Raw genomic sequence first — 19122 nt, forward strand, 5'->3', positions numbered from 1 at the left:
CTCGAACTCTTCAGGCCTATTAATCAACCGATACGGCAGGAGTCATCACATGGCAAAGCAAAAAGCATCCAAAAAAGCGGATAGCCTGAAAAAAGAAATCAAAGCACGTAAGAGTAAAATCGATAAGCATGAAAACAAGCTGAAAAAGCTGAAGAAAAAGCTTAAAAAAGCCGCCTAATTGATCTTTTGATGACACGTTAGGCTATAAAAAAACGGTGCCAACTATTGGCACCGTTTTTTTATTTAATGAACTTTTATTCAACCAACGATTCAGTCAACATAAACGCCATATCCAACACAAGAATAAAATGCTTTTCGCGTGCCTGAATAAGCCATTCACATGAGAGATGACGGTCTAAAGATGACCGTCAGAAACCGCCTGTTGCTTATGCTGATACATCTGCTGATCCGCACGTGATAGCAGCTGATCAATATCATCACTCACCTGAATCAAGGTATAACCCATAGCCGTTGACAGTGCCACCTGAGTACCGGAAGTAAGATCAATAGGCGCTTTCACCGCCGCGCCAATGCGCTCGCAGGCTAAGGTCATCGCCTCATCACTCATCGTCCCATCAAAGCGAAGCACGCCGACAAACTCATCACCTCCCAAGCGAAAAAAACGTTCATGTCGGGACGACAATGTGCTGAGCCGCTGAGCTATCGTCACTAACACCTCATCACCGGCTTCATGACCGTAAGTATCATTAATCGCCTTAAAACCATTCAAGTCGAGATAAACCACCCCAAAATAGGCCTCTGACTTTGGCATGACCGCATGGGCGGCTTGTGTTTTAGACAATGCAGACTTTGAGGGAATCAGTCGTCTAAGCAAAAACTCAACCTGACGATAAAAAGCTCGGCGATTGGGTAACCCAGTGAGTTCATCGAAATTAGCCAGAATACGATTACGCCGATGCTCACGCATCAAAATGAAATACATCAGCGCAAGAAGTAATGACATCAACCAACCGACAGCGCGCAAAGCCAGCATCCACCAGGGCATGATATGATTGTCAATCGGTACGCCTTCCAGTATCCAGCCCTCATTATGTAAATACAATGGCAGTCGAATGGCCTCAGAGGCATTAGCCGCAATATCATTGGCACTGCCGAAAATATCACCCCCACCAGGCTTGCTTGGATTATATAAATGCAAGTTGAATAATGAGGTATATTGATCAATATCGGCAGCCTTCAACAGTGATTCAATATCCAGTACCACACTCACCATACCCCAAAGTTGACCATTCTCCCGAAAAATAGGAACTCGATTAATCAGCCCCTTGCCACCTTGAACCAGGTTCACCGGCCCATCTAATACTGTATCTTTTAAATCAATCGCCTTTTTAACATAGGGCCATTGCAAAGTGAGATCTCGAAAGTCGAGCCCCAGAATACTTTCATTGCCGACGCGGGGATAAACCATGCGAATAATCAAATCGGGAGCGACGGCCAAACTACGTACATTTTTACCGTCCTGATAAACATTTTTCAGGATCGGCTCAACTTGATCGATATTGATATCAGGATAGGCGCGGAAAAAGGCGACCAATCCTTGTACCAAATAAATCGCAGAATTTGCTTGAGATTCAATTTTGGTTCTCAAAGTACTCAAAGACTGGGCTGAAGCTGCGTTTTCCTGGGCTAAGCGATTTTCTGACAATAAGTGGTAAAAGCCTTCCACCACACTGATCGACACCACCAAAATCACAGCGGTCATCAGTCGGGTCAGACGAGAACTCAATAGCGTCGAAGAAGAAGGCATCCGTCCCTCATTGAAAATATTTGGGTGTCATCACAATATCTTTACGTCATAAAAGCGTCGTTGTTTCATGCTCGACGCTTTACTCAGAAAACTCAAGAACATCTATGTTTCATATGTAGTTTTCATATGTGGTTGCCAGCACATGATGACTCACGTCCCAGAGATACTCAGCATAGTGTCATCACCTGCTTCCTGCCTGATATGCCATCATTCCTGCCCAACTTCACAACTCATTGCCTAGACAAGTAATTGCATGCGGTTTAATTGCGGCGTATAGTCGGCTCATTACTTGCATAGGCAGCTATTGACATGGCATATTTCAATTTATCCTCATTGGAACAGCCCCACCATCTGACGCTCGGCCACCTACTTCACCTCGTCAACCAGCATAAAGAAAAAGTACTCACGCAATATCTTGCCCCTCTAGATATCACCGCGCCTCAATTTAAAATCTTATTACTGCTATACCGGCAACAGTGCAGTGTCTGTAAAGAATTGAGTCAGCAATTGAATATGGATGCCGGTGCCACCACACGGATGGTGGATCGATTAGAAAAGAAGGGATTACTCCAACGACATCGAGATGAACAGGATCGTCGGCGTGTCAGACTGGCGCTGACGGCCTCAGGTATCGGGCTATGCCACCAATTCCCACCTTTAATCGTGGATGCCTTAAATGCCTTAACGATCGGCATGGCTGATGAAGACATTCATCAGCTTGAAATACTGCTCACGCAACTACTCGTCAATAATGGGGTCCTGTCCATGCCCTTGGCCTCCGATGAAGAAGCATCATGCACCTTTCCCTCACTGACCTCGTCTTCCATGACTTCTTAATGGTTTCAGATCATGTCTCAAGAAAATACCACTGAAGCAGCACCTTCTTCTCAGCCGCGCAAACGCAAACACTGGTTGTTGGGGCTAGTTCTGATGACGCTGATTATTCTGGGCAGCGGCTATGCGTATCATGAGTTTTATGGTCAATATTATGAATCCACTGAAGACGCTTATGTCCAAGGCAATTTAGTGTCTATTGCGCCCAGAGTGAACGGTACCGTCACACAGGTGTATGCCGAATCAGGCGATTACGTCAAGCAAGGTCAGCCTTTGGTCACACTCGATCCGAGTGAAACCCGGATCGCCTTAGATCGGGCTGAAGCTAATCTCGGTAATGTCATCCGCCAAACTCGTGGGCTTTACAATGATGTTGACAACTACCAGGCTCAAGTCCAAGTCAAAGAAGTCAACTATCAGCAAGCTCAGGCGGATTACGAACGCCGTCGCAAACTGGCTGAAAAAGGCGCCATTGCTGAAGAAGAAGTCACCCACTATCGGGATGCCCTCAACGCAGCACGCAATGAACTGATGTCAACTCGGCAAGCGCTGAAAGCCAAACGGGCCCTCACTGATCATGTTGATATTGCGCAGCACCCTGCCATCAAAGAAGCCATTGCTCAGCTACAAAATGCTTATCTGAATAACCAATATACCCAGATCAAAGCCCCGGTCTCAGGCTATGTCGCCAAACGATCCGTTCAGCTAGGCCAGCAGGTCAGCACAGGCAGTGACTTAATGGTGGTGGTACCGCTGCATCAAGTATGGATCGACGCCAACTTCAAAGAAAGCCAACTCACTCAAATGAGAATCGGCCAACCCGTCGACATTACGACCGATTTATACGGTGATGACGTTCACTTTGAAGGCCATATCAGCAGTCTCGGCATTGGCACCGGGAGCGCTTTTGCTTTACTTCCACCACAAAATGCAACCGGTAACTGGATCAAAATCGTCCAACGCCTACCGGTACGGATAGAATTAAACACCGATAAGCTGGAAAAATATCCCCTCCGGATTGGGCTGTCCTCCACGGTGACCGTCCATATGGCGCAGGAAGGTCTTTTGTTACCCGAGCAGGCGACCACCACCGCTCGGCTGACAACGGATATTTATCAAAATCAGCTCCAAGATGCCCATGCCTTAGTCGCGCACATTCTCAGCGCCAATGGGATTGATGCCGACAAAGCTCTGGCCATGTCAGCCGCCGAGGCTGAACATGAGTGATGCCGCTTTTCGTCCCCCAAGCTTACCTCTAGCGGCATTGGGGCTTTGCCTTGCGACATTCATGCAGGTATTGGATACCACCATTGCCAATGTGGCGCTACCCACGATCGCGGGGGATTTGGGTGTCTCGGCGGATCAGGGTAACTGGGTCATCACCTCATTTGCGGTCTGTAATGCCATTGCTTTGCCGCTCACCGGATGGGTTGCCCGTACAATTGGGGAAACAAAGCTCTTTATCGGCGCCGTCATCTTATTTGCGGTCACCTCCTTTCTGTGTGGCATCGCGCAATCCATGCCTGAACTGATTGCTTTTCGTGCCCTACAGGGGCTGTGCTCCGGCCCGCTATTTCCCATGGCCCAAACCTTAATGATGGCCATTTTCCCTCGCGAAAAACGTACCGTCGCACTCGCGATCATTGGCATGGTCACCGTGGTCGCTCCTATTATTGGGCCGATCACAGGAGGCTGGATCACGGATAATTACTCCTGGCGTTGGATTTTTTATATCAACGTGCCGATCGCTGTAATCGCCACATTTATGGTGTTAATACAGCTCAAGGATCGTCCCGACCAGACGCAAAAAACCCCGGTCGACTATATCGGTCTCTCGTTATTGGTGATGGGGGTCGGCGCCCTCCAGATCATGCTGGATAAAGGCAATAACCTTGACTGGTTTGACTCTAACTTTATTGTCACGTTAACCGGTATTGCGGTTTTTTCCCTCGCAGCCTTTGTCATCTGGGAGCTCACTTCAGCTCACCCGATCGTCAACCTCAGACTATTCAAAGACCGTAATTTTGCGGTAGGCACCGTGGCGCTTGTTTTAGGTTTCTCAGCATTCTTTGCGATTAATTTGATCTTACCGCAATGGCTGGAACGTAACCTGGGGTATACCGCCGTTTGGGCGGGTCTGGCCTCGGCGCCGATGGGAGTCATTCCACTGCTATTTTCCTCAGTCGTCGGTAAGTACGCTCCCCATATCGACTTACGGATTTTGGTCACGGCATCATTTCTCGTTATCAGTAGCTCATGCTTTATTCGCGCCGGCTTCAATACTGAGATTGATTTCATGTCAATCGCTTTGGTACAAGGCTATATGGGCCTGGGCGTGGTGCTATTCTTCATGCCGCTCACCACAATCTTACTCTCCAACCTGGATAATCATCAGATTGCAGATGGCTCAGGGCTCGCCACTTTCCTGCGGGTATTGGGCGGGAGTTTTGCCTCTTCACTCAGCATTTGGCTATGGGATCGTCGCGAATCTTTCCATTACGCTCAGCTCAATGAGCATGTCAGCCCACATAATCCGGCGGCCCAACATTTCTTCGAACCGATCGGCGGCTTTGTGGCGAATAACCTAGCGCAAGTCAAACAGATGATGCAGAGCCAAGCCCTGATGATGTCGACCATTGACTACTTCACACTACTCGGCTGGTTATTTTTAGGCTTGTTAGCCATCATTTGGTGGACTAAGCCGCCCTTTTTTAAAGGGCATTAGTGCCTAAACCCTATTCATTTAAAAAGTCATCAACAGCACTGAATAAAAGGGCCAACCATGCCCCATCACCATGCCGCAGACATCGGGATATTAATACTGGCCGCCGGTCATGGCCGGCGTTTCAAGGCCGCAGGCGGGGAAGGATTAAAGTTAATGGCCCGTTATCCTGAGCCGCAGGCAGATCAGTGGGCAAAACATCAAACCGCCAACCAAGAGCAGGTCGAATATCGGCCGTTACTTTACTGGACACTCCAACAAGCACTGCGTAGTGGCCTGCCGGTCCATTTAGTCACCCGCCCGGGGTTAAAGCCATTGCAACACTTGGCTCAAGCCTTAAAGATATCCATGACATTAATCGACAGTCAGGGCAGCGGAGAATCCATTGCTGCTGGCGTTCAAGCCACCTTGGCATGGTCCGGCTGGCTGATTCAGCCTGGCGACATGCCTTGGGTTCAAGCAGCGGATTACCGGCAAGTCGCCACAGCACTCCACTCCGGCGCAGCCCAAGCACGACTCATGTATCAAGGAAAACCGGGGCACCCCGTCGGCTTTGATCGCCGTTATCAAGAGGCCTTAAGCCAGTTGCAGGGCGACCAGGGGGCACGGGCGCTGCTTGAAACATCACAACTGGAAACCCTTGAGGCCCATAGGGGCACCATTACCGATGCTGATCTGCCGCCCCCTGATTTTTCAACCGCACAATATCCGCCATAATCGCTAACCCGATCTCAGCCGGTGTTTTACTGCCAATATCCAAACCAATGGGAGCGTGAATACGCTGTTGGTCAGTATCCGTCAGATGGCCGATGCGTGTTAACCGTTCACGTCGGTGACGGCTGTTTTGAGCGGAGCCCATCACCCCGATATAAAAAGCGGGCGTTTTAACCGCTTCCATCATGGTGAGATCATCCAGCCGAGGGTCATGAGTCAAAGCCACAATCGCCGTATTGGCATGACATCCATTCAACTGCAGATAATGGGCAGGCAAAGCCTCCAACACCCGCACACCAGGCGGTAAAGTATGCACTTGCGAATCACCTTGTAGCGTGGCTAATACTTCCTCACGAGGTTCACATAAGACCACTTCAAACCCGAGTGAAAAAGCAAAAGACATGCAGTATTGAGCCACCGGGGAATAGCCTGCCACGAATAACTGGGGGGCTGCTGATAGCCGAATGTCGATCTCATGACCTTGAACGTTAATCTGAGGCTGAGTCGCAAATTCAGCGGGGGTTAAAGACTGGCATGGGTGAGGCAAAGTGAGACGCTTATGTAACGCTTCATGTCCGGCAACAGCGGCTAATTGGCGCCCCAGATAAGCTACGGTATCGTCACCGGCGGGTAAATATTCAATTAAAATGCCCAGGATACCGCCGCAAGGCAACTTCACATTCGCCGCGAGTTCACCGTCACCGTACCGAATCACCTGTGAGGGGGCCTGCCACTGGCCCGCGGCCAGGCGAGCCAATAAGTCCTCCTCAACGCAGCCGCCGGACAAGGAGCCACAATGATGGCCCTCGGCACTGACTGCCAACATTGCGCCAGGACCTCTAGGCGCAGAGCCCCAGGTATGCAGCACCGTGCATAGCCAGAGGGCTGAAGTCGCAGCCCACTGCTGGGCTTGTTGTAATACCTGAAGATCTAGGGGGGTGCCGGAGGCCGACAACCCCGACGAAGGGAAAGCATCAGTATTTAAAGCGAGTGGATCAATAGACATCATCATATCCTGATCCCAATAGGGGATCACATCACTGTATCGACGAGATTGGAGAGACTATGTTCAGCGTGATCGGGGCATTTAAAGTCATGCGTTCAATCCAGGCTTTATACCCAGACTTTAAAGCTTGGCGCTCAACTCAACCGTGACAGGAAGCCCCTAAGGGACTTCCCGCACAGGGGGATCATACGCTGAACGTAAGAGAGGGTTACGCTTGGCTCAGTGCGCCTTTAACATCAGCGGGGCGCATTGGGATTGAGCGTAAACGAACCCCCACCGCATCATAGATCGCATTCGCGATCGCTGGCGCGACAGGGGTTGTTGCCGGTTCACCTAAGCCCGCAGGCGCCGCATCCGTGATGATAAACTCAACCTTCACCTCTGGGGTTTGCTGAATACGCAGGGGGGTATAACTATTGAAGTTATCATCCTTAAAACGCCCCTGCTGTAGCGCTGTACCTTCATAAAGCGCCATCGACAGGCCCCACAAAGCGGCGCCCTGACACTGAGCTTCAGCCCCGTTCGGGTCGACAATGACCCCGGCATCAACCGCCACATAGAGCTTCTGAACATCCACCAAACCGGTTGAGCGATCGACATGGACTTGCACGGCACAGGCCACCCAGGTCGGCATATCGCGCTCTTGACCAAAGGTCGTCGCAATGCCGATGCCGGTGTCTTGAGGCAAGTCCTGACCCCAGCCAATCATCTCAGCGGCTTTTTTCAGTACAGCGGCCTGACGGTCAGCCCCCCCTTTAGCAATCGGCCCTTCACCGGCATTACGCCCTTCGGCCTTCAAATGGGCTAGGCGGAAATCCAGCGGATCTTGTCCCACATGATGAGCGGCCTCATCCATAAAACTTTCAAGGGCCCAATTGGTCCACCCAGGCGCAACCGACCTCAACCATCCAGGACGGAAACTGGCATTAGCTAAATCGTTAGCAACAGCGCGAACACGTTGCGCCCCGACACTGTACCAATGATCCGCACCGGCAATGGAGAAGGGATCATACTTTTCACCATTCACCCCCGCAGGCATAAAGCTCGGCACCATGGCCTGTGTCGGCCATCCGGCAGACGCATGATGCTCCATGGCCACCACCTGCTGGTCGGCATCGAACGCCATCTTCAGCTGTTGCACAGAGGCAGAGCGTGGACTATCAAACTGCATATCGCCAGGTCGGGTCATGACCATTTTAACTGGTTTGCCTCCCAACGCTTTTGAGGCTAATGCCGCCGGGACCGTGTAATCACCGTTGAGACGACGCCCGAAGCCGCCCCCTAACAGATAGGCCCGAATAATCACTTGCTCTTCTTTAACATCCAGCGCTTTAGCCAACCAAGGCAAGGTCAACGATTGCCATTGACAGCCAGAGTGAACTTCCCAGATTCCTTCTTCATTGCGGAATACCAGAGCATTCAGTGGCTCCATTTGCGCATGCAGTACGGTATGCGTCAGATACTCCTGCTCAATCTGGGTGCTCGCCTGGTCAAAAACCGGCGCTGTATCCACATTCCCGGTATCGAGAATGGCCCCTTGAGCGGCATCTTTTAATAAACGACGGCCGTGCTCAATGATATCCGACTCGGAAACTTTAGACGCCTCACCGGCCGCCCAACTGACCTTCACTTTTTGGGCAGCCTTCTGAGCCGCATAAAAACTATCCGCAATCACCATCACCCAGCCCGGCACATGACCACTGGGATCATCTAGTTGCAAGGTCTGTTGGTAGCCACGCACAGTCTGGGCTTCGCTATCATCCACCGCAGTCACACGGGCGCCATAGCGCGTGGGGGGCACAAGGGGGCAGCCATAAACCATCCCGTCGACTTGAGCATCGATACCAAAAATCGCCTGACCATTGGTTTTATTCTCGATATCCAACGACTTAACGGCCTGCCCGACTAACTTCAGATCCTGATTCGGCTTCAGCGGCAAGGCTTTCAGCTCATCTTCACTGAACTGACGTGACACCCCTTGAGCCACTAGTTCGCCATAGCTGATACGTCGCTGCCCAGCCACGACATAACCGTGTTTGGCCTGACACGCTTTCGGCGAAATGCCCCAATGCCGCGCCGCCGCCTCAATCATCGCGGTACGGCCAGCGGCACCCGCCTGACGATAAATAGGCCAGCTTTGAGAGACAGACCAACTCCCCCCTGTGACCATTAACCCCCAGCGCTTAGCACTGTCGACATGGATAATATCGACATTGTCCCAATCCACTTCCAGCTCATCGGCCAAAATCCGCGCAATAGCGGTTCCCACATGCTGGCCCATTTCAGCACGAATGATGTTGACCTTCACCTGGCCCGCTTCATCAATCGAATACCAGAGGGTAGGCTCATAAGCCCGGCCATCATCAGGCAACACACGGCCATCCGCATTAGCCGGATTCATGGCTGCCCAGGCCGCAGTAGGAAAGCCAAAACTCACCCCTAAAGCGGTCATCCCAACCAAAAAGCCTCGGCGGGAGATACCGGCAGACCCATTGGCTTCATCACGCAACTTGGCCATTGTCTGCCTCCTTCATTTTTTGAGCGGCATCTTTAATCGCAGCACGAATACGGACATACGTCATACAGCGGCATAAGTTGCCGCTCATCACCCCATCGATCTCTTCATCAGTCGGCTCGGGAATATCTTTCAACAATGCCGCCGCCTGCATAATCTGACCCGACTGGCAGTAGCCACATTGGGGCACCTGCAAATGCTGCCAAGCTTCCTGAACCGGGTGATCGCCCTGCTCAGACAAACCTTCAATCGTGGTAACTTCAGCACCTTCTACAGACGATACTGGCGTGGTGCACGAACGAGTCGCCCGTCCTCCCACATGAACAGTACAGGCGCCACAAGTGCCGATACCACAACCAAACTTAGTGCCCGTCATACCCAATTCGTCGCGAATCACCCATAGCAGAGGGGTATCAGCATCCACCTCAGCAACGACGGCCTGACCATTTAAAATAAATTGTGCCATTGTGCTTTCTCCCCTGAGTTAATGCTCGAACCGTGGCTGCTGACGAACGTCAGTGACCTGCTGCTGCAGGTTAGGCCAAGGTGACTCGCCCGCAGTGTGGCGTAAATAAGCGGCAATCTGTGCAATTTCAGCATCACTCAGGGCATCACGGAATCCAGGCATGACGACACCCGAAATACCTTGGTCTGCCCGTAGGCCATCCAAAATCACATTGACCAAGTTGGTGGGGGCATCCAGGTGAGTTGAAGAATCAATAGTCAGAAGCGGACGACCTTTGACTAGATGTTGGCCGTTGTAATGACAAGACGAACAAGCGGTGGCATAAAGACGTGCCCCCTCATTAATCCGGGCATCTGGAATCGTCGCCTGATCAGTCAAAGCTGACTGCAACGCCTCATGGAACTCTGCATCTAAGGCTTCATCACGATCAACCTGCGACGGCTCATCATGAGACAGATAAAGACTGATGGCCTGAATATCACGATCAGGCAATGCCGCCAGCCCCTGATGGATCACTGGAGCCATAGGTCCAGCCGCACTGCCATGTAACATTGAATTACCGGTGCGCAGATAGGTATAAAAATCTTGCTGACGCCAAGGGATCGGCGAAGGGTTTGATGGGGTCAGAGAAGGCGCAATCCAGCCATCAATCGCAGCCCCTTCATACATTTGATCATATTGCTCGGCGCCCACCGCATTGCGTGGCGTATGACAAGCGCCACAATGCGCCACCCCTTCTGCTAAATAAGCGCCACGATTCCACTGATCAGACTTTTGCGGATCAGGTTCAAAGGGTGCCGTATCAGCAAACAACAATTTCCACCCGGCTTGCAGCCAACGCATATTGAGAGGGAAAGGAACGCCGTTAGCCTTTTTCTCTTCGTCAACGGCGGGAACAGACGTCATGATATAGGCGTAAATCGCCTTGAGATCATGATCTGTCATTTTGTTGAAGTGCTCATAGGGAAAGGCCGGTAACAGATGGTGGCCATCACGGCTCACACCTGTTCTCATCGCTCTGATAAACGCCTCTTCAGACCAGCGACCAATCCCCGTTTCAGGGTCAGGTGTAATATTGCTGGAATAAATCGTGCCGAAACCGGTGTGCATTTCATAATTACCAGCATAAGGCTGGCCACCGGGAGAGGTATGACAGGTGCTGCAATAACCGGCTGACGCCAACATTTCACCTTGATCAATCATCTCTTGTGGGAACTGATCAGCCGAAGGGGGCGTTATCGGGTCAATAGCGGGATGCCAGGCGTAGAGGCTAAAACCTGCCAGCCCCACAATGGCCACTAGACACACGCCATATATCAGGCGTTTTCGCATAAAAGAATGCCTCATCATTGGTCAGGTCAATCAATACTTCAGGTCAATGATCAGCGCCATAAAGCCCATCAGGGCTGCTCATGGCACTGCTCATAAGCCGCTTAAAAGCGATCATGGGTTATGTTCATTCAATCATGGTTGATTCAACACGATCGACGCCAGCACTTGACCTGCCGGAGGATTCGTCGAGCGAAACCTTGGCAGCCAATGGATACTGACGCGCAAACGACATCAATTCTTGATTAAAACAAGCTATCACTTAAAACAAGCTATCGATTAAATCGTGCACTAACTAGTTTAGCACATGATGCTTGAGTGACTGTTCAAAAATTACATCAACTTATCGCGCGGCGCTCTTCATTGAAGAATACGAACGGCAACCGTTCAAAACGATTTTTTTTGCAACTACCTTTTTGCAACTCAATCTTATATTCTAGTCACAATTAACTCTATTTTTATTACATCTTTTATGACGCAGCCTTGAACTGCGCGTACAATACTCTCCTTTCATTGCCTCCCTGGCCTGAATAGGCCCCCAACCGTATGCTCGGCGCGCTATGTGGTCGTTTCGAATTCTTGGTCCTTTTTTAGCCATTTCGTTAAGCAGTATTATTGCCTTGATCGTGCTATTGCTGATCACTGGGCGGGATATGGATCATCGCGCAACAGCAGCCGCACAAGATTATCTCATTGGCGCGCTGGAGACAGCTCAAAGACAGCTGGCCAATGATGCTCAAAAAATCGCCACATTGGCCAATAGCATGCCGGATAAGCGTGTTCTACAGCGCATACCTCATCAACTCTATCAAGGCTGCATCTGGTGGCGCCACCAGGACCGTTGGCAAAGTGGGGACTGTACCGGGTCACCTCATATCTCGACCCCTCCTGCGCTCTTAACCCCTCTGACTCAGGCGCATCGCATGGGGCTGATGCGCCATCAAAATACGGTCTGGCTATTTGCCACTCAACCGATGGCAAAACCCGGTGAAGCCTTACTCATGATCGCACCGATAGATAACGAGCTTTTAGCCCGTTGGGCGACGCCGCTTGCACTGCAACATTTGCAAATCACGCCGAACCCCGTGAACGCAGCAGACACAGCCAGCATTGAGCTACACAATTATCAAGGGCAAGCGATCGGCTATCTCACTTATCCCTTGCCATTACCTGGCAAGGCCCTGGTGAAAGCCGCACTATTCCCCTTATTGGTTGTAATCGCCCTCATTCTGCTCATTGCCCTACTGATGGCCCGTAAACTCAGCCAACTGATGCGCTCTCGTGAACAGAGTGAATCACGCCTGCGCCAAGTGATCGACTTAGTGCCCCATATGATCTATGCCCGCAGCCTCTCAGGCCAATTCATTCTGGCCAACCAAGCCACTGCACGCTTTTTTCAGAGCACGCCTGAGGCCATGCTGGGACATACCGCCGCCGAGCTCTCCAGCCATGGCGATATATTAGAATCCACTTGGGCCAGCGAAAGAACCGTCATTGAAAGTGGCCAAGCCCTGTATATGCAGGAAGAGCAGTTACCTGACCGTCAGGGACAAATGCACCAATGGCAAAGCAGTAAATTACGCTTCACGGACCAAGCCGGTGAAGCGGCGGTACTCAGCATCGCCATTGATGTCACCGAGCAACGCGCTCAGGCACAGCAGCTCCAATTAATGTCAACGGCTCTGGAGCGTAGCGGTAGTGCGGTCATGTTGACCGCGGGTAGTGGCGAAATTTTATATATCAATGAACGCTTTACCCAACAGTTTGGTTATAGCACTGATGAGCTGTTGGGCCACTCTCTCATGGAGTTAATGCGACACTACCTATGTGCTGAGCAGCGCACACAAATCCTCAGAACCATGAGTAAGCAAGGCCAGTGGCGCGGCGAGCTTTCAGTTCCCCATCGGCGCGGTGGGCGCTTCTGGCTCATGGTCTCGATTGCACCGTTATCGATTGAAGCCAAAGGTTCAACTCCCGAACACTTTGTCGTGGTCGCTGAAGATATTACAGAGCTCAAACAAGCTCACCAAAAAATGGAAAATCTGGCCTTCTACGATACCTTGACCGGGTTGGAAAACCGCCGCCTGTTCAAAGAACGATTACAACAGGCTATTCGCGATGCAAGTCGATATGAGCACCTGTCGGCTTTGCTCTATTTAGATTTGGACCGGTTCAAGCGCATTAACGACACCTTAGGCCATGACGCGGGCGACCAGCTCCTGATGACAACCGCGAAACGTCTGAAGACTTGTGTGCGCGAAGCCGACTCAGTCGCTCGATTAGGTGGCGATGAATTCACGATTTTATTACATCGTATTCGAGCACCTGAAGTTGCGGCCCATGTGGCCAACAAAATCATTAAAGCCTTAGCGGCCCCCATCCAGTTGGGCCAACAAAATATCATTGTCACCACCTCGATTGGGATCACACTTTTACCCCAAGACAGTGACACGCCCACAGGTTTGTTGAAAAATGCAGATCTCGCTATGTACCGGGCGAAACAGGAAGGGCGCAACAATTACCAGTTTTTTACACCGGAAATGAATACGCGGGCCAGCCACCTACTGCGCTTGGAAACCGAGTTAAGGGATGCCTTAGAGCAACGACATTTCACGCTCCATTACCAGCCTCAAATCCACTTAAAAACAGGTAAAGTCAGGGGGTTTGAAGCCCTGGTCAGATGGAACCATCCTCAGCATGGCATGATCCCGCCACTGGACTTTATTAGTGTCGCAGAAGAAACCGGGCAAATTGTCGAACTGGGATATCAAGTGCTCGAGCAGGCCTGCCGTGAAATCAAACAGCTGCGAGAAACCAGCAAGCAACCGTACTATGTCGCGGTGAACCTCTCACCACGTCAGTTGAGAGACCCTGGGCTGGTGCATTCAATCGCACAAATTCTGGAGCGCACCGGATTACCCGCCAGAAAGTTGGAACTGGAAATCACCGAAACGGCGCTCATGGAGCAAATTGATCAAAGCCTCGCCCTCTTGCATGACTTGGAAGCACTGGGGGTGACCTTATCCATTGATGATTTTGGTACCGGCTACTCATCACTGAGTTATCTGAAGCAGTTGCCTGTCCACTCCCTCAAGATTGATCGCTCTTTCGTCCAGGATATTCCAGCCGACCCAGATGATATGGCGATTATCGCCGCCGTCACGGCTATGGCACAAAAGCTCAATATCGAAGTCGTTGCCGAGGGGCTGGAAACAGAACAGCAGTTCCACTATCTACGCTACAATCACTGCACACTGGTACAGGGCTATTTCTTTTCTCCCCCCGTGCCTTTCGACCAACTGGAAGAGACTTCTATCAAGATTCAGCAGACCCTGACGGAAATGACCCAAGCAATCGAATACAACGATTGATGCCAACGGAACCCTGCCAGCGCCGCATTAGAGTCTTATATATTAAAACGCCCAGCCATAAAGGCCGGGCGTCAACGACAAGCATGCTGTTATAGGTCTTATGCGGGATAGAAGTCCGCTTCATCCATGGCCATAAGCACTTCAGATCCTGCTTTGATTTGGGCCTCTAAGCCCAAAGTCCGGGGCAGAATACGCTTCATGTAGTGACTGCCAACCTGCAGCTTAGCCCGATAAAAGCCGGACGTATCACTATCTTGAGCGGCATAGGCCACTTGCATCATGCGCACCCACATATAACCATAAGCGACTAGGCCAAACAGATTGAGATAATCAACTGCGGCCGCGCCTAACTCTTCGGGGTTCTGCTGGGCCTGTTCAATCAACCAATCAGTCACAGATTCTAATCGAGTTAACTCCTGATTGAGCTGAGTCAGCCAAGGTTTGAGCTCTGCCTGGCCATCACACTCGGCCATAAAGGTGCGAATATCGTCAGTAAAGATTTTGACAAAAGCACCTTGGTTCGCAAAAACTTTACGCCCGACCAGATCCATCGCTTGGATGCCATTCGTGCCTTCATAAATTTGAGCGATACGGGCATCCCGTACATATTGTTCCGCCCCCCACTCTTGGCAATAGCCACTTCCGCCATAAATCTGCTGCGCTTCAACTGTGGCATCAAACCCCCGGTCAGTGATGAAGGCTTTTGCCACTGGCGTCAGCAATGCCACCAGATCAGCCGCATGCTGTCGCTGCTGATCAGCTTGACTATATTTGCTCATATCCAGCTGCATGCCCACATAGGAGGCAAATGCCCGGCTGCCTTCATTAAAGGCACGTACATTCAGCGCCATACGTCGTACATCGGGGTGCACGAGAATCGGATCAGCAGGTTTGTCAGGTGATCGTTTCGCTTTATTCGGCGCACGGGACTGGAGACGATCGCGAGAGAAATCCATCGCACTTTGATACGCCACTTCGCCTAAACCTAACCCCTGAATGCCAATCGATAAACGTTCATAGTTCATCATCGTAAACATGGCCGCCAAGCCACGGTTCGGCTCACCAATCATCCAGCCCTGAGCGCCATCAAAGTTCATCACACAGGTGGCCGATCCCTTGATCCCCATCTTGTGCTCAATCGAGCCACAAAAAGCCGGATTGCGTTCACCAAGAGAGCCATCTTCGTTAATTAAAAACTTGGGCACCAAAAAGAGAGAAATCCCTTTAGTACCTGCAGGCGCATCGGGTAACTTAGCCAGGACTAGATGAATAATATTTTCTGAAAGGTCATGCTCACCACCTGTGATCCAGATTTTATTGCCCGTAATCACATAGCTGCCATCATCTTGCGGCTCAGCTTTAGTGCGGATCAGGCCCAGATCTGTCCCGGAATTAGGCTCCGTCAAACACATAGTGCCCAGCCAACGACCTTCATACATCGGCGGTAAGTACTGCTCTTTCACTTCATCGGAAGCATGTGAGTCAAGCAATAACGCAGCCCCATTATTGAGCGCCGGGTACAAGGCAAAAGCCGCATTAGAGGCATAAAGCATTTCCTCAAAGAGTACGGTGAGCATTTTCGGCATACCTTGCCCACCATATTCGGGGTTACCGCCTAGCCCTAACCAGCCGCCTTCAGCCAGTGCCTGGAAAGCCTGCTTAAAGCCTGCCGGTGTTTTGACCGCTTGATCGGCATACTGGCACTGTTCCTGATCGCCACTGAGATTAATCGGAAACAGTTCATTCTCCGTCAGCTTGGCCCCCTCTTCGAGGATGGCATCCACCAGATCAGGCGTCACCTCTTCTGTCGCAGGCATGGAAGCCCATAATGCAGACGCCTGAAAAACTTCATTCAAGACAAAGCTCATATCCCGTAATGGGGCCTTGTACATTGCCATGGTTTCACCTCTGTCCGTAAGTTGTGAAAGTGGAGAGCCAAGGCTCTCCATGACGGAAAATCATTTTCTAGTCATCATACGCTTTATGCTGCACAGCACAAAGATCCCCGTGTGACTCACAAGTCTCCACTATTTAAGCCTCGCACATGATCAATACAATACAAGTGATAACGCGCCTTGAACTGATCTCTAGCGGCTCTTGATATAAAAAAAGCGGCTCAACATGAGCCGCTTAGTAGAGTGTCGTCAATTGTGTTATCGATTAATGACATTCATTAGCGTCATCGGTGACTGACCATACCTCAGGGACGATACCTGAAGACGACATCACACTTCGAAAGCGAGCCCAAAATCATCTTCACTGAGGTTTAACAAGGTGTCGGCTCCCGCCAGCATTGAAGTGGCCAGCGCCTGAGTGCGCGGCAAGAGTCGCTGATAATAAAAACGAGCCGTTTCAATTTTAGCTTGATAAAATGCCGTTTCGGAGGTGCCACTGGCCAATTGACGCTGTGCGACCTGAGCCATCTGAGCAAAGAAGTACGCCAGTGTGACATAGCCGGAATACATCAAGTAATCAAAAGAGGCAGCCCCGACTTCATCACGATTTTGCATCGCGGCCATGCCAATTTTCATGGTCAGCTCGCCCCATTCTTTATTGACCTTCGCCAAGGGCTCAGTGAACTCACTCATCTGCTCATCTTCAGCGGCCTGGCAGAACTTATGAATCTGCTTGGTGAATTTACGCAGCGATTCACCTTGATTCATGAGTACTTTACGCCCCAACAAATCTAACGCCTGGATACCTGTCGTACCTTCATACAATCGGGTGATACGGGCATCACGCACAAACTGCTCCATGCCCCACTCGGCAATGAAGCCATGCCCACCAAAAATCTGCAGCCCTTCATTGGTAGAATCAAACCCAGCTTCGGTCAGGAAAGCCTTCACAATCGGTGTCAAAAGCCCCAAAAGTTCATCAGCATCAGCCTTGGCCTCATCACTACCGTGCTCAACTTGATCAACCAGCTTCGCCGTGTAATAAATCAGGGCTCGACCACCTTCAGAAAAAGCCTTTTGAGTCAGCAGCATGCGTCGCACATCAGGGTGTACGATAATCGGATCAGCGGCTTTCTCTGGCGCTTTAGAACCGGAAAGCGCGCGCATTTGCAAGCGATCACGGGCATAAGCCAATGAGTTCTGATAGGCCACCTCTGTCAGGCCCTGGCCCTGAATTCCGACCCCAATGCGGGCCGCATTCATCATGGTAAACATCGCTGACAGCCCTTTATTAGGCTGACCCACCAAAAACCCTGTAGCCCCATCAAAGTTCATCACACAAGTGGAGTTACCATGAATCCCCATCTTGTGCTCTAACGCCCCACACTGAACGGCATTGCGTGTGCCTGGCGTGCCATCATCATTAGGCATGAACTTGGGCACCAAAAACAAAGAGATGCCTTTGGTTCCAGCAGGAGCGTCCGGTAGCTTCGCTAACACCAAGTGCACAATGTTTTCGGCGAGATCATGTTCACCTGCTGAGATAAAAATCTTAGTCCCAGTGACCCGGTAAGTCTCATTATCCTGTGGCTCAGCTTTGGTTTTAATCAGCCCCAGGTCTGTCCCACAATGCGGTTCAGTCAGGCACATGGTGCCTGTCCAGGTTCCCTCAATCAGCTTGGTGAGATAGGTCTGTTTCAACACCTCACTCCCATGATGACGCAAAGCATCCATGGCGCCATGAGACAAGCCCGGATACATACCCCATGCCAGGTTAGACGAGGTGATCATCTCATTGAGTACCATGCCCAAAGAGTGCGGCAGCCCCTGCCCACCATAGTCCGGGTCCTGACTCATTGAGGGCCAGCCACCTTCCACATATTGCTGATAAGCTTCTTTAAAGCCTTTAGGGGTCGTGACTTCACCGTCTTTTAATGAACAGCCTTCCTGATCGCCTGACAGGTTAAGAGGAGTCAGCACATTCTCCGCAAACTTAGCCCCTTCTTCGAGAATCGCATCCGCCACCTCGACCGCATCACTCCCACCGGGCAGGGTTTCATAATGCTTGGGGAATTCCAGCAACTCATTCATCACAAAGCGCATATCACGCAATGGAGCTTTGTATGTGGGCATATCGACCTCTCAGTGGCTCCAACAGGAGCAGGCAATGTCATCAATAAGACAACTCCGATGCCTAGGTCACACCCTCCTAATCAATCAACAAGGTTGATGACCAGCACCAGAATCAAACGTATGTTTGAAACGTAAGCCAAGCCTGAACGAGTGTCAAGAGAGCCAGCCGCCATCTACGACTAAGAGTTAATAACGGCTAAGAGTTAATAACGACCAAGCGTGAATACATCGCTCATAGAAGCATCAAAGCAACGCACAATTGAACTGCGGCCTTAGACTGACCCGAAGGCAGCAAGTTGATCCAAGTGAAAACCAAAAGAAAGAGAAGAGAGAAGAGAGAAGAGAGAGAGAGAGAAGAGAGAAGAGAGA

At 50.9% G+C, this 19122-nt stretch carries 13 protein-coding genes; 6 read left to right on the plus strand and 7 right to left on the minus strand.

The window, feature by feature from the left end:
• Nucleotides 1-49: 49 nt before the first annotated feature.
• Complete coding sequence (locus tag BFW38_RS18355; protein ID WP_281180409.1) at nucleotides 50-178, plus strand: hypothetical protein; 129 nt, start codon at nucleotides 50-52, stop codon at nucleotides 176-178.
• 177 nt (nucleotides 179-355) lie between these two features.
• Here the strand turns inward: BFW38_RS18355 and BFW38_RS11625 are convergent, their stop codons facing one another.
• Nucleotides 356-1768 (minus strand): diguanylate cyclase domain-containing protein, encoded by a 1413-nt coding sequence (locus BFW38_RS11625; protein WP_068998894.1) that lies wholly within the window; start codon nucleotides 1766-1768, stop codon nucleotides 356-358.
• A gap of 309 nt (nucleotides 1769-2077) precedes the next feature.
• Between BFW38_RS11625 and BFW38_RS11630 the strand changes: the two genes are divergently transcribed.
• From BFW38_RS11630 to BFW38_RS11645, 4 genes are read left to right on the plus strand one after another with little or no spacing between them, the layout of a single operon-like run.
• Nucleotides 2078-2605: a MarR family winged helix-turn-helix transcriptional regulator gene (locus tag BFW38_RS11630; RefSeq protein ID WP_068998896.1), complete on the plus strand. Its 528-nt coding sequence runs from the start codon at nucleotides 2078-2080 to the stop codon at nucleotides 2603-2605.
• A gap of 12 nt (nucleotides 2606-2617) precedes the next feature.
• On the plus strand, nucleotides 2618-3829 hold the full coding sequence (locus BFW38_RS11635) for an HlyD/EmrA/EmrK family protein (protein WP_068998897.1): 1212 nt from the start codon (nucleotides 2618-2620) through the stop codon (nucleotides 3827-3829).
• Nucleotides 3822-5327 carry a DHA2 family efflux MFS transporter permease subunit gene (locus BFW38_RS11640; protein WP_068998899.1) on the plus strand — a complete coding sequence of 502 codons (1506 nt, stop codon included), beginning with the start codon at nucleotides 3822-3824 and terminating at the stop codon, nucleotides 5325-5327. The genes BFW38_RS11635 and BFW38_RS11640 overlap by 8 nt, the downstream gene beginning before the upstream one ends.
• Before the next feature lie 57 nt (nucleotides 5328-5384).
• Nucleotides 5385-6041 carry a nucleotidyltransferase family protein gene (locus BFW38_RS11645; RefSeq protein ID WP_068998904.1) on the plus strand — a complete coding sequence of 219 codons (657 nt, stop codon included), beginning with the start codon at nucleotides 5385-5387 and terminating at the stop codon, nucleotides 6039-6041.
• On the opposite strand, the gene BFW38_RS11650 is transcribed toward BFW38_RS11645, so the two are convergent.
• From BFW38_RS11650 to BFW38_RS11665, 4 genes are all read right to left on the minus strand, one after another.
• On the minus strand, nucleotides 5986-7050 hold the full coding sequence (locus BFW38_RS11650) for an XdhC family protein (RefSeq protein WP_245686142.1): 1065 nt from the start codon (nucleotides 7048-7050) through the stop codon (nucleotides 5986-5988). The genes BFW38_RS11645 and BFW38_RS11650 overlap by 56 nt on opposite strands.
• 202 nt (nucleotides 7051-7252) lie before the next feature.
• The gene (locus BFW38_RS11655; protein ID WP_068998907.1) at nucleotides 7253-9562 is read right to left on the minus strand and encodes a xanthine dehydrogenase family protein molybdopterin-binding subunit; all 2310 of its coding nucleotides are present in this window, start codon (nucleotides 9560-9562) and stop codon (nucleotides 7253-7255) included.
• Nucleotides 9546-10025, minus strand: coding sequence for a (2Fe-2S)-binding protein (locus tag BFW38_RS11660; protein WP_068998909.1), 480 nt, complete (start codon nucleotides 10023-10025; stop codon nucleotides 9546-9548). Before BFW38_RS11660 ends, BFW38_RS11655 begins: the two co-directional genes overlap by 17 nt.
• An 18-nt stretch (nucleotides 10026-10043) precedes the next feature.
• The gene (locus tag BFW38_RS11665; RefSeq protein ID WP_068998911.1) at nucleotides 10044-11357 is read right to left on the minus strand and encodes a c-type cytochrome; all 1314 of its coding nucleotides are present in this window, start codon (nucleotides 11355-11357) and stop codon (nucleotides 10044-10046) included.
• Between the two features lie 557 nt (nucleotides 11358-11914).
• Here BFW38_RS11665 and BFW38_RS11670 point away from each other — a divergent pair.
• Nucleotides 11915-14725 (plus strand): putative bifunctional diguanylate cyclase/phosphodiesterase, encoded by a 2811-nt coding sequence (locus BFW38_RS11670; RefSeq protein WP_068998913.1) that lies wholly within the window; start codon nucleotides 11915-11917, stop codon nucleotides 14723-14725.
• A 98-nt stretch (nucleotides 14726-14823) separates the two neighbouring features.
• On the opposite strand, the gene BFW38_RS11675 is transcribed toward BFW38_RS11670, so the two are convergent.
• Nucleotides 14824-16623, minus strand: coding sequence for an acyl-CoA dehydrogenase C-terminal domain-containing protein (locus tag BFW38_RS11675; RefSeq protein WP_069000427.1), 1800 nt, complete (start codon nucleotides 16621-16623; stop codon nucleotides 14824-14826).
• 327 nt (nucleotides 16624-16950) lie between these two features.
• On the minus strand, nucleotides 16951-18753 hold the full coding sequence (locus BFW38_RS11680; protein WP_068998915.1) for an acyl-CoA dehydrogenase C-terminal domain-containing protein: 1803 nt from the start codon (nucleotides 18751-18753) through the stop codon (nucleotides 16951-16953).
• Nucleotides 18754-19122 lie beyond the last annotated feature (369 nt).

Origin of the sequence: Terasakiispira papahanaumokuakeensis (assembly GCF_001709345.1) — a bacterium.
Lineage (GTDB): Bacteria > Pseudomonadota > Gammaproteobacteria > Pseudomonadales > Halomonadaceae > Terasakiispira > Terasakiispira papahanaumokuakeensis.